Below are 12838 nucleotides of genomic sequence, written 5' to 3' on the forward strand. Positions count from 1 at the left end.
CTACCAGCCCTTTCTAAAGCTTTATCATTTTAAAATAGTCTGTGATTAATTGAGTCTTGCATTTTTCTGCTGCCTGTTCAAAAAAGCAAGAAACCTCCCCATCAGGATACTGTGCTTGTTCCAAACTTATTTTTGTATGAGCAATCTCAGTAAAATGATTTGTAAGCCTTAAAGTTATTTCAAGCCCCTCTTGCGTTTTAATTACAGTTCCATGGGCATCATACGGATGAATATTATATTTTTCAAAGGTTTCTATCATCCTTTTATAAACATTTGGTGCAGAAATCCGTAAAGATTCTTCCTTTTGCAGCTTGAATTCTCCCATTTGCTTTGCATCCTCCCCGCTACTAATTTCCTTAATTTACCTGCGTTAGTGTTTGCTATTGGGCAGTAATTTATTCATTTCATCCTCATTATGGATCAGATCAACAATGATCACACCATCCATTAATCTCGTGAACTCCTCATCAATTTCTTGTTTTTGAAGCTTTTCTTTCATTTGCTGGACAATTCTTCTCATGATGTCATGATCTCGAGTAAGTTGAACGACTAAATCCTTTAATTGAGCATTTTCCAAAACCATTTCTTTATATAAGCCCTCTTCTTCCGATTCTGCATGTTTTAGTGTTCGAGTTTCCCAATGTTCAATGATTACCTCGGCAACTTGGAGTGCTTTTTCCTTTTGCCCATCCTTCAAACAGCGCTGAAATATTTCTCTCAATTCTCTTGCTTCATTTAATGCCGCCTCATGGATTGATGAATGAGCATCAGGTTTTTTTAAACTTGGTCCTGACATTTGTTTACTCCTTCCTTCTAAACTACTGTCTAGTAGTCCTAGTAAATTTATTAGTCAGTTTCCCCACATTAGTAATTACTAAACTTAACAATACGTCTCAAATTGTGAACATTATAAGGTTTTGACGGAAACTTCAAAAAAAGAAAATGAATGTATACAAGTAGAAACTCCCATCTTCTTAATTAGAGCTATAATTTTTGCTGAAATCCGTCTTCTTTTGATAGCTTTTGTCACGAGGCAGGAAAATAGATGGGAACACGCTGAAATAATAAGAATAGAATCTAATAAAGACATTTCATCTTTCTTTAGAAAGGGCTGGAAAACAAAATGACGAAATCATACGCGATTAAAGATGCAGCAAAAAAGCTGAGTATATCACCAAGTAAATTGAGACAATGGGAAAAGGATCTGGATGGATTGCTCATTATTCCCCGTACTAAGCAGGGAACACGCTATTATACAGATGATGAAATAAGTCTGCTCGAGACGATCAAACAGCTTTATGACAAAAGTCTAAGTAAGGACATGATCAGGGGAATTATTGAAAAGGACTTTCAATTACAGAAAGTAGCAAGTATTGAACCCTCATTAACCTCTATAGTGCCTGAGAAAATAGCATCCGAACCAAACAGGAATGATATTGATCAATTCCTAACCGCAATGAAATCATGGAAAGACGAAATTATCGATGATGTTCGAAATGAAATTCGGCATAGGGTTCGTAAAGAAATCATTGATGACATAAAAAAGGAAATACTTAAAGGTTCTGTACACACGGTAAAAAGTTTATCAGACTCCATTTATAAATCAAACGAAAGAACGATTGCTGAAATCGATAATCTTTCCTCCGATTTACATAAAATCTCTGAAGATACTGCTGAAAAGCTTGGAACCCTATCAAAGAGAATTGCGAAATCATCAAAAGGCACGACAGAACAACTTCGCAATCTTACCCACCGGGTGGCCGATTCATCTGAAGCTGCAGCTGAAGAATTTAAAACGATGATTCACTATATTTCTAGTTCTGCGGAGGTTACACATACGGAAATAAGTGCACTTATAGAGACTTTAAATACTGACAGAGAAATTTATTTGGAAACCATCCATAGAGAACGCGAGGAATACTGGAAAGATGTCAACAAGCGTGAGGTGATGTTCCAAGACATGATTCTTAGCTTTAGAAGTGCTGCTGCTTCACAAGAAAAAAAGGGGCAATGGTGGAAGTTTTGGAAATAAGCTGAAACTATAGTAGTAAATTATATTCTATGAACGGAGCCTGACACCCTTTGGGTGTCAGGGGAATATATGTTATATTGATTCAAAATTCGTTCCGTAAAAGATTTCATCCATCTCCGTCGTTAATTGTTCGGTAATTTCTTCTACTTCTTCTGGGGCAAGCTTTTCCTTTGTATATCCAAATAAATAGTTATTAAGGTCAAAATCGCGAATCCTGCATTTAGTATGAAAAATATGGGATTGATAAATATTGACATCAATCATATCAAATTCATTTTTCACTTCTTCTGGAATATAATTTTGAATGGAACTAATATTATGATCAATAAAGAGCTTATGCCCATTCTTATCCCGAGTAAATCCCCTCACCCGATAATCAATCGTCATGATGTCGGTATCAAAGGAATGAATTAAAAAATTTAATGCTTTTAAAGGGGATATCTCTCCACATGTAGATACATCAATGTCTGCGCGAAAAGTACTAATACCTTCAGAAGGATGATATTCAGGATACGTATGTACGGTAATATGACTTTTATCTAGTTGCATAACGACTGAGCCTGGAAGCGGTCCTGGTGATTCATTGTATGATTCTCTCGGCACCTCAACAACCGGTCCTTCCGATACAAGCATTGTCACACTTGCCCCTTGTGGTTCATAATCCTGTTGAGCGATATTTAAAACATGCGCCCCTATAATGTCAGAAACACTTTTTAATATTTTTGTTAATCTTTCTGCACTATACTCCTCATCAATGTACTCAATATATGCTTCTCGCTCCTCCTTCGTTTTTGTATAACAAATATCATACATATTAAAGCTCAATGATTTTGTTAAATTATTAAATCCATGCAATTCGATTCGTTGTTCAGGTGATAATTCCAATCCTATTTCCCCCTTTTAAAGATTTTTTCCGCTATTAAATATTGTTATGTTGCCCTCTTTCATCATTAAAAATCAGCATTTTTCTTTTTAGAACTTCCCTTAATTTTCTGATGGAAAAGGTCTCTAGCTATTCAATTTTATTATTAAAACTTATAATATAGGGGATAAATGATTTTATGAAAATCTAGAAAGGTGGGGTGAAGCATTGAGAAGATTATTCCGTACTTTGATCCTACTGTTCCTATTGTTTGCTTCTTGGCCGTTCATCGAGAAACTAATTCAGAAAACAAATTATTATCCGGTGTTAGAATCAATTAAGTCTGAAATTCGAAGCGTAATTGAACACCCCAATGTAACAGCAGCCTTACATTCAATTTATCAAACAGTCAATGAATTAACAGGAAACGAAGATCCATCTTCAGAATTCAGTACAATTAAAGATAACAAGTCTGATACAAATCAAGCGGAAAAGCCCCATTTATCTATTCCAACTGAACAGGCTTTTTCGATTCATAACATCATCCTTGGAGAACAACTATCTGAAGTGGAGAAACAAATCGGAACGGCGAAGCGTGATTCTTTAAATGAATATGGAACTAAATGGCATACGTACCATGATGATTATCAAAATTTTATAATGGTTGCATACGATGACAATAATAAGGTTGTCGGGCTGTATACGAACCAAGATTTAATTACTTCTTCCGTTGGCATTAAGTATGGGAGCGCTAAAAAAGACGTCCATAGTAAGTTAGGGGAGCCATTAGACAAAATTCGTAAGGGAATGACCTATTTTCAATTGGAAAATGATCGTGATTATGATGTGTACGTACTAGATGATAGCTATGTAACTATTTTTTACGATAAACACGAGGGGAATACTGTCACTTCTCTGCAAATTGTTACGCAAGAACTCGAATCAAGTAAGAAAAACTTTTATTCAGATGCAAGTCAGCAATTAAAAGAGGGTTTTGAATATCAGCTCTTTGACTTAACAAATGCTACTCGTGTCAATCATCATCTGAATGTATTGGAATGGGATGAACATGTGAAAGAAACTGCTAGAAAACATAGCAAGGATATGGCAGAGAATAATTACTTTTCGCATACAAATCTTGAAGGACTATCCCCATTTGACCGTATGAGTGAGGATGATATTTTCTTTACATTTGCTGGGGAGAATTTGGCAACTGGACAATTCAGCAGCATTTTTGCTCATGAAGGACTAATGAATTCACTTGGGCATAGAGAAAATATCCTTCGTCCCGAATATCAATATTTAGGTGTTGGCGTGGCTTTCAATGAGGACTCTCATCCTTATTATACAGAGAATTTTTTTAGAAGGTAGATGGCTGGGGCTTTAGGTAGACCCAGCCTAAACTTCAGGGAAAGTATAACTCTACTCGTTTGTTGCCTTTTTCTAAAGAATAATAATTCTTAAATTCAGTACGTTGTGAGAAATTCATATATCCACCAAAAGGGATCGATAATACGATCGTACTGCCCTTAATAAATTGAATCTGACGACCGACTATTTGAAGTGAATCAAAAAAAAGACCTTCTCTTTGAATTAATTCTTCTTCTTCATAAAAATTTATAATGACTTGTTGATTTTTGAACCGTTTGAGAGAATCTAATTTATTTAATACTGTTTCTATACACGTAATACTTCCCCCCCACAACCACACTGATCAATAAATTTCTTCCGAATGGAATCACCATAAACTTCTGTTAATAATGGTACAAAATATTCAGCTGGAATTCTAAATCGTTCGGAGATCACCAAATTTACGTAGAAGTTAAGTTCAGTCTCTTTTACTGCTTTTATCCCATCTTCAATGACTAGTTCTATATTGTTACTTATTGTGCTCTATATCCATTGACCCATTTTATCGCTATAACAAATAGACATTGCTTTCATATTTATTTTACAGTAGGCGTCTTATTAACTTCATAATCCTCATCTGTTTCATCTTCTATTTCCTGACCTAGCATGGCTTCAATAATATCCTCATGACTTATAATGCCTTTTGTCCCACCATATTCATCAAGAACGATTGCCAAATGCTTCCGTTCTTTCATCATCATTTTAAAAACCGTTTCTATCGAATGAAACTCATAAACGAATAATGGGTCATTATCGGTAAATTCCTCCATTGATTTTTCTGGTTCAAGCGACCATGCAAGCAATTGCTTCGCATGAAACACCCCTACAATATGATCCATATTTTCCGTAAAAACAGGATATCTCGTATACTTGTTACTCAAAACAATTTCTCTTGCTTGCTCAAAGGTAGAGTTATATGGAATTCCTTCAATGTTCATTCTAGGGGTTTTCAATGCATCTTTAACATCCAATCTGTAAAAATCAATTACTCCTTTAATTCTTTGGGTCTCCTCATTCTTAAACGTTCCCTCAACTGTAGCGATATCAACCATTGTCATTAATTCTTCTTTTGAGACAGATATAGAGTCAAAATCATCTTTAGCAAGCAATCTAACAATGGCTCTCGTGAATTTTGATAAAAGAAAAGTAACTGGTTTAAAGATAAGCAGCAAGATTCGAATGACAGGAAAAACTAAATACGCAATTTTATCAGCAAATGATGCAGCAATTGACTTTGGCAGCACTTCTGCAAAAATGATTAAAACAACCGTTAAGATCCCTGTAGCTAACCCAACATTAAAATCGTACTCAAGGGCAATAATCGTAACTAATGTTGGAAGCATAATATTAGATATATTATTTCCAATTAAAATCGCTGTAATTAGTTCATCAGGCTTTGATACAAGATTTAGCAGCTTCTGTGATTTTGCATCATTATTCTCCGCCCTTGTTTTTAACTTCATCTTATTGACAGCTGTTAGAGCCGTCTCGCTTCCTGAAAGAAAAAAGGACATAAACATAAAAAACGCAATAGCAATAAACAAAATATGTAGCCTCCAAAACAATTTTCATTTTATTATTATTCCCTCTTTTTCAGGAAATACATGAATATTTTTCTAGTATAAATCAATAAATATATGATTGTAAAATCACAAACATAAAAAGTTAAACAGCCAGAAACACGAAAGTCCTGGCTGCTTAACTAGTACTTTTTTCTTTTTGGTGAATGGACAAAAACACTTCTTCCAGCGATTTGCACCCATAGTCATGATATATACATTCCAGTGTTCCAAAAGACTTGAGCTTTCCATTAAATAAAATTATTACTTTATCTGCAATCTCAATGGCATCCCTCATAATATGGCTGCTGACGATCACGGTTTTCTCCTGCTTTTTTAAAGATTGAATGACCTCTTTAAACTGAATAACCCAATAGGGATCCAACCCGTTTGTTGGTTCATCTAGAATATAAACATCTGTATTCGCTAATAGACACTGGGCCAAATTCAACCGCTGAGACATCCCTTTTGAGAATCCCCCAACCCTTTGATTACGCTTTTCCCATAATCCAACATCAACAAGTACTTCTTGAATTCTCTCTTTAGATGTATTCAAAAATGTTCCATAATAATTTAAAATCTCAATTGGAGTAAATTCAGGTGGAAAATTCATCTGGTCTGGCATATAGGCAAATGGTTTCTTTTTTTTCGAGTGAAAGACAACCTGACCTGAGGATGATTTTTCAATTCCGGTTAGGATTTTAATCATTGTACTTTTTCCAGCACCATTCCCACCACATAATACGATGCATTCTCCCTTATTTATAGTAAGATCTACTGGAGACAAGGCTATTTTTTTTTTATATTTTTTTGAAATATTCCGAAGCTCTAAAATCATATTAAACGCCCCTTTTTTTCAATAAATATGTGGATGAAGCAATGGTTAAAAAAAGTAGAAGAATGACTGATAGGAAAAGTGCACCAGTGAGCATGCCGTTTTCTGCCCATTTCTCAATCATTAAATACTCTGGTCCAAATACATACTCAGCATTTAATTTTGAAATCGACCATACTCGAATAGACTCTACTGGGTTTAGTAAGATAAGTGAAAATAAGGTTCCAAGCTTCATTGAATATGGGATCCAATCAATAATTGAAAAAATGACAAATTCATAGACGAATACAACAATACTCCAGAAAAATAATGCAAAGGATAAACCTTGCATTCTTGTTTTACTCCCTGCTCCAATGAATAAAGCAGCTGCTGAAAATACAACGATAAGAAGGAGGTTAACTGCCATAAAAACAAGATAGATCGATCCTTCAAACGATTTGCCTATCAATGAAAGGATGAGACCGAATGAGCCGTATGAAATACCCATTACGATCAATAGGGATAGGACTAATGAAAAAAACTTACTGCACATATAATGCCAATACGAGACTTGATAGGTCTTAAATAGTGAAAACCTGCTGCTTTCCTTATCAGCTATGATTGAATTTGCTCCTAATATTAAACAAATGATCGGAATAAGCCATAATGATAAATTGATTAGCATTGCAATGGATCTGTTGTAAGCAGATTGATTAAATTCCTTTGATGACCTGACTTCTTTCTTGATCTCTTTTAAACCATACCATTCTGGATTCACATTCATCGTCTCAATATTTGTATTGACTGATTCTAATCCAAATGTCGTTTCTACCGGATCTGATTTAATCGATTGTAAACCGTAAAAATAAAGTAATACAGATAAAAATAGAAATAATATCATAAAGTTTAAAAGCCACTTACTGCGCAATAAAAACTGCAATTCATGCTTAATCATTGATAATAGTAATGTAGGCTTCATACCCATTGCCTCCTAATCGGCTGACCATTATCTTTTTCCTAATGATCGTGCTCCATTCCTCCTGATTTAAAACTTTTCATGTCTGTTCTTAAAAGCTCTTCTTTCGAGTACATATCGCCACCATGCTCTTTTTGAAATTGAGAAGCTTTTTCTTTTGATACAAATCCTGCAATTCCATAACTCATTGGGCTTTCAATAAATGTACCTTGAATAAAAGTGCTTTTATCAAAATCAATCCAATCCTCTGTTTCGAAATCATGAATAAATGCCGCTTCATATTTCGGTTCTTTTTGCCGGAGATAATTAATCATACAACCAATATCATCAAATAAAAGCGGTTTTCCATCCTCTAAAATAATTTGTGCAGCTGATTTCAGCTCTTCAATGCCCATTTTACACTCAGTACATGATTCTTCATTTGATTTTATATCAATAGGTGCAGCAGCTTTCGACTGGCAGGCTGCTAATAAAAAAAATAAACCTGACATGAGAATCAATACTTTAAATTTCATGCTTACCCCTCCCCAACTTCAATAGAATAAACATACTTCCAATGAAAACAAATAGAAAAGTTACGATCTGCATCATATTAAATGTAGGATTTGAAAAAAATGCTTTTTCTGATTTTCCATCATTCCAGCTGACTGGGGCAGGCTTTACAAGTGGAGATTCATCGATGACATAGGAATCTGATGGCATTGGTGTGTACTGCTCAATCATATTCCATAGCTGCACTGCTGGACTTTGATAGAAAATACTTAAGTATGGCTCCTCACTCGTCATGTTATAAAAAACATCTCCGCTTTTATAGGCGTAATCAACGAGTTCATCATTATTTAAATTTAATGAGCCATGATCATCAAAGTAGTTTCCGTACTTATCTTTAGAAAAAAAATTTATATTTTTCTTATCAGAAATGATTTGCCTCGTATTATGATAGAAATTATTTAAGTAGATCGTATTCTCTTCAGAAGCTTTTCTCAATTCAAGCCCCGTGTGATTTCCGATAAATGTATTGAATTCAAACGTATTACGTTTCGCATTTTCAAGCAATATTCCCTTAAAATTCCCCTGCATCAGATTAGAAGAAATTTTTGAATCAAAGGTATCAAAAATAAACATTCCTGCTCCGTCAATCTTTGTATTTAAATAAAAAGAATTGGCAAGGATAAAGACTTCATTGCTCTGCATAATCATTAATCCATTTACACTTTCCCGGACCTTATTCTGTGCGATTAATACCGTTCTAGAATCCATTGTGTGAACACCATATCTCGCTCTTACCATTTGATTCCCTCTTATTTCACAGAAATCAGAATACGAAACATAAATCCCATCTTGCGTATCATAAATAAAATTGCTTGAAGCTACAGAATTTGGTGCGTTAACTAAATAAATCCCATACCCTTTATGATTGCTGCTCCCTTGAAAACTAGTAATTACATTATTCTCTAATCGATGGCCATAGCTATCCTTTGCATAAATACCATGGAAAACATCTTCAATGATATTTTTTTGGATAATAGACCGATTCCCTTTCACATATATTCCCGCATTTTGAGAACCACTGCCTTCGATTTGAAGGCCTTCAACGGTCACATCATCTGCTTCAATTGTTAGGACATTTCCATTTTTTTGGCCAACCAGCTTTGCTCCTTCTTCCCCAATTAAATGAAGGGGCCGATTTATTGTAAAAGCCCCAATATACTCCCCAGGCTCTAATCGAATAATTCTATTTTCACTCGTATTTACTAATGCTTTTTGAAGTTCAATCCCATTCGTTACGGAAACTTCCTCGGCATGTACCTTGGCAATAAAAACAAACCAAACAAGCACAATTAATATTCCAAGCTTTTTATTCATGTGAGCCTCACCTGCCCTGCACATTTCCACCATATAGAAGGGCAGCATTCCTATTCAATCGTCTTTTTATCAATTAGGAAAGTACTGCCCATTAATTTATCAAAAAGGGTTCACTTTTTTGTTTATTTTATATATAATATGTTTGTGTTGTTTTTATATTTTTTAATGGCCCATTGTGGCCGTGCCGTCATCTTCTCCAGTTTCAGTCACCTTTAAGATAGCGACGGCTCCTTTTTGCGCATGGTTGAATTGATGTGTTAGAATCGAATAGCTGCCTTCACGTGTAACTGTAAATTCAACAACTGCTCCGCCGCTAGCTGGGAGCATAACTGTTTGAAGACCTTTCATATGATTATATGGATTGCCGTCCATATATACATCATCGAATACAGTTCCAACTACATGGAATGAGCTAACTTCATTTGGTCCTACGTTATTAACATAAATTCTTACCTTGTCACCAACCTTGGCTAATAATGGCTGATCTTTAAGGCTGAATGTGTCTCCATTTGTGTTTCTGTCGCCCTCTTTTAATGCTTTCGTTGACATAACTACATGGCTAGGCACACCATTTGTAAAATCTTCTAAATCATTGTATTTATACCATTCATTTTGAATGATGACAAACTCTCTATCGATATCTTTATCTGTTGGATAGCCTTCTTTAGGTTTAACTATGATTGTTCCGTGCATCCCATTTGCAATATGAGATAGAACTGGAGCTGTGCCACAGTGATACATAAAGACACCCGGTTTATTGGCTGGATAGCTGAATGTTCCTGTTTCATCAGGCTCTACATTAGTAAAGTCTTTTGAGGGTGATGCATGTACGGCATGAAAATCCATGCTATGAGGAATGGCTGGATCCATATTTTTTAGCGTAAAATTAATGGTGTCTCCTTCATTTACGACGACTACTGGTCCTGGTGCCTCTCCATTAAATGTCCATGCCTTGTACATTTTTCCCTTATCAATTTCAATATCAGTTATTTGTGAAGTCATTTCCACGTTCACTTCATTCGGACCTACCCGCTCCATTTTTAATGGGATTGGTTCTTGATTTAGCCCTTGATGGGGCTTGATTACTTCTACCTCACCTTTTTCTGCTGCTAATACTTTCTGTTCCATATTCTTGTCATTTTTAGAATCTGCTGCTTGCTGGCTGCATCCTGTTAAAAGTCCAATGCCTAAAACGGAAGTAAGAAGAATTTTTACACTTTTATTCATTTGTGTTTCCCCCTCTTGTTTGGTTTCCTTTCATACTTTTATATTAATGACATTTTCCTGACAAATAGGTGATTTTTCTCACATAAGCATATAAATGTGTGAAGGATTTGTGAAGAAGTATTTAATCAAGTGATAAAGGTTGGTTTTAGCTAAAAATTTTTCAAAAAAATTTTCTAGGGAGCTGAAATACGGATTAATGTGGGATTGTTTGAAGTGTAAAACTAGAAATCTGCCCAAAGTTATAGCTATAGCACTTTGATTGTGATCCCCGTTCTGTTTCAGCGGTATTTGATTAAAAGAAGGATATAAAACCAAAAAACGGTTTCATATCCTTTTAATCTGCTACTCACTTTTCCTTTCTCTTTTGCGTGATAGAAATTTCATCCACGAGCTTTTCTGCAGCTCTCCGATAAAGATTGCTCATATTTACAAGTGAAGCTATCATTAATATTTTTTGAAGATCCCCCTTTTCAGCATCCTCTAATAAATCAATTTCTTTCTTCACATCTTTAGATTTTTCAACCACATCCAATCGGAAGTTTTCGACATTTTTATTTGCTACATGCAGATAGCTTTCATAGAAACCATCTAAATTAAATTGATTCATACTCATTTTTTCATTTATTTTAAAAAGGGTTTCCTTAATATCATTAATAGATAGCACCCCTTTTAATTGATAAATGAGACTGATGAGGATGAGATGTTCTTTGGAATACTTTTTGTTCTTGATTGGAAAAAATAATTTGCCTTTTGCATAATTATTAATCATTGTTTTTGTAAGAACCTTTTCTTCTTCATTCCGTTTGGAGCTGCCAAATTTATTTTCAAATAATTGGATGACCTGATCCATGTACAAATCGATTTGCGGAATCTCTTCTAATGTAATTTGATTTTCTAAGCCAAGTTTCTCTATCATAGCCTGTATTTGTTCCATTCTATTCCCCTACTATATTATTTGATAATTTAATATTACTTAAAAAAAAGCAGCATGTAAATGTTGACTACTTGATAGAATGGTTATATTATTATAAGTAGTTATCGATACTACATTAAGTATTTTTAGGGGGATTACTTATGAATTCTTATATTCGGGAGCCAATAAATGGACTTACTCATCTCGCTGGTGCGATTCTTTCGTTCATTGGATTGCTAGCTATGGTCATCAAAGCTTCATTGACAACCTCATCTGCACTTGCCATTTCAGCAGTAATCATTTTTGGAATTAGCATGATTCTTCTCTACTCTGCCTCAGCTACTTATCATATGGTTATTGCCAAAGACAAAGTAATCGCCTTTTTAAGAAGACTTGACCATTCAATGATTTTCATTTTAATTGCAGGTTCTTATACACCTTTTTGTTTGATCAGCTTAAACGGAGTAACAGGTTGGTTATTATTTGGGATTGTCACAGCTGTGGCTATTTCAGGAATCTTATTTAAAATGATCTGGTTTACCTGTCCAAGATGGCTTTCAACAGCTCTTTATATTGCAATGGGGTGGATCATAATAGTTGCATTCTCACCACTTTCAGAGTCATTAAGTTTCCCTGGATTGTTCCTATTAATATTTGGCGGGGTTCTTTATACTATTGGTGGAGCCATTTATGCGATTAAACCTAAATTTCTGGAATTTAAACATTTTGGTTTCCATGAAATCTTTCATATTTTCATCATGCTCGGCAGCCTCGCGCATTTTTTAAGTGTTTTCCTATACGTGATATAAAAAAACCGTTCTGCTTATCTAAGCAGGACGGTTCCTTTTTTATTGCATATTAAATAAAGCGGCAATGATTACTGCAAAAAATAATATTATTATGATGACAAGAACAATATAAAGAACAACTATAATCCATCCCAAAACTTTTCTTCCAGTAACAATTAGGTATATTCCCAGTCCTAATAATCCTAAAATAAATCCGAGTATTCCCCATAACACAGGACTTTTATTATGCTTAGGTGCATCGATAACTAAATAAATGGTTACAGCTACACTAATCAGTAATCCTAATGAAAACTCCATCTTGTTCCCTCCTTTTTAGAATGAGTCCACAATTTAATATTATACCATTCCCCCCGGATTATTACTCCGGATT

At 34.7% G+C, this 12838-nt stretch carries 15 protein-coding genes; 3 read left to right on the plus strand and 12 right to left on the minus strand.

Annotated elements, in window-relative coordinates; translation table 11 throughout:
* Positions 1–13: 13 nt before the first annotated feature.
* Complete coding sequence (locus tag RUH74_RS13600; protein WP_313800849.1) at positions 14–325, minus strand: hypothetical protein; 312 nt, start codon at positions 323–325, stop codon at positions 14–16.
* Positions 326–370: 45 nt separating this feature from the next.
* A complete protein-coding gene (locus RUH74_RS13605; RefSeq protein WP_313800850.1) occupies positions 371–796 on the minus strand; it encodes a hemerythrin domain-containing protein in 426 nt (141 codons plus the stop codon).
* A 327-nt stretch (positions 797–1123) separates the two neighbouring features.
* Between RUH74_RS13605 and RUH74_RS13610 the strand changes: the two genes are divergently transcribed.
* Entirely contained in the window at positions 1124–2032 is a 909-nt protein-coding gene (locus RUH74_RS13610) for a MerR family transcriptional regulator (protein ID WP_313800851.1), read from the plus strand.
* Positions 2033–2104: 72 nt separating this feature from the next.
* On the opposite strand, the gene speD is transcribed toward RUH74_RS13610, so the two are convergent.
* Entirely contained in the window at positions 2105–2917 is an 813-nt protein-coding gene (gene speD / locus RUH74_RS13615) for an adenosylmethionine decarboxylase (protein ID WP_313800852.1), read from the minus strand.
* Between the two features lie 205 nt (positions 2918–3122).
* Between speD and RUH74_RS13620 the strand changes: the two genes are divergently transcribed.
* On the plus strand, positions 3123–4265 hold the full coding sequence (locus tag RUH74_RS13620) for a CAP domain-containing protein (RefSeq protein WP_313800853.1): 1143 nt from the start codon (positions 3123–3125) through the stop codon (positions 4263–4265).
* Positions 4266–4571: 306 nt separating this feature from the next.
* On the opposite strand, the gene RUH74_RS24225 is transcribed toward RUH74_RS13620, so the two are convergent.
* From RUH74_RS24225 to RUH74_RS13655, 8 genes are all read right to left on the minus strand, one after another.
* Complete coding sequence (locus RUH74_RS24225; protein WP_483863905.1) at positions 4572–4781, minus strand: CGCGG family putative rSAM-modified RiPP protein; 210 nt, start codon at positions 4779–4781, stop codon at positions 4572–4574.
* Positions 4782–4840: 59 nt separating this feature from the next.
* Positions 4841–5848, minus strand: a complete 1008-nt coding sequence (locus tag RUH74_RS13625) for a CNNM domain-containing protein (RefSeq protein ID WP_313800854.1) — start codon at positions 5846–5848, stop codon at positions 4841–4843.
* Positions 5849–6002: 154 nt separating this feature from the next.
* Positions 6003–6701, minus strand: a complete 699-nt coding sequence (locus RUH74_RS13630) for an ABC transporter ATP-binding protein (protein WP_313800855.1) — start codon at positions 6699–6701, stop codon at positions 6003–6005.
* A gap of 1 nt (position 6702) precedes the next feature.
* Positions 6703–7656 (minus strand): ABC transporter permease subunit, encoded by a 954-nt coding sequence (locus RUH74_RS13635; protein WP_313800856.1) that lies wholly within the window; start codon positions 7654–7656, stop codon positions 6703–6705.
* A gap of 38 nt (positions 7657–7694) precedes the next feature.
* Entirely contained in the window at positions 7695–8168 is a 474-nt protein-coding gene (locus tag RUH74_RS13640; RefSeq protein ID WP_313800857.1) for a nitrous oxide reductase accessory protein NosL, read from the minus strand.
* A complete protein-coding gene (locus tag RUH74_RS13645) occupies positions 8158–9519 on the minus strand; it encodes a right-handed parallel beta-helix repeat-containing protein (RefSeq protein ID WP_313800858.1) in 1362 nt (453 codons plus the stop codon). The genes RUH74_RS13640 and RUH74_RS13645 overlap by 11 nt, the downstream gene beginning before the upstream one ends.
* A gap of 162 nt (positions 9520–9681) precedes the next feature.
* The gene (locus RUH74_RS13650) at positions 9682–10746 is read right to left on the minus strand and encodes a multicopper oxidase domain-containing protein (RefSeq protein WP_313800859.1); all 1065 of its coding nucleotides are present in this window, start codon (positions 10744–10746) and stop codon (positions 9682–9684) included.
* A gap of 346 nt (positions 10747–11092) precedes the next feature.
* Positions 11093–11680, minus strand: coding sequence for a DUF1836 domain-containing protein (locus tag RUH74_RS13655; protein WP_313800860.1), 588 nt, complete (start codon positions 11678–11680; stop codon positions 11093–11095).
* A 140-nt stretch (positions 11681–11820) separates the two neighbouring features.
* Here RUH74_RS13655 and trhA point away from each other — a divergent pair, with 140 nt between their 5' ends.
* Positions 11821–12468 (plus strand): PAQR family membrane homeostasis protein TrhA, encoded by a 648-nt coding sequence (trhA, locus tag RUH74_RS13660; protein WP_313800861.1) that lies wholly within the window; start codon positions 11821–11823, stop codon positions 12466–12468.
* A 39-nt stretch (positions 12469–12507) separates the two neighbouring features.
* Here the strand turns inward: trhA and RUH74_RS13665 are convergent, their stop codons facing one another.
* Positions 12508–12765, minus strand: a complete 258-nt coding sequence (locus RUH74_RS13665; RefSeq protein ID WP_313800862.1) for a hypothetical protein — start codon at positions 12763–12765, stop codon at positions 12508–12510.
* Between the last annotated feature and the right edge of the window lie 73 nt (positions 12766–12838).

The organism is Cytobacillus sp., from assembly GCF_032154635.1.
GTDB lineage: Bacteria > Bacillota > Bacilli > Bacillales > Cytobacillaceae > Cytobacillus.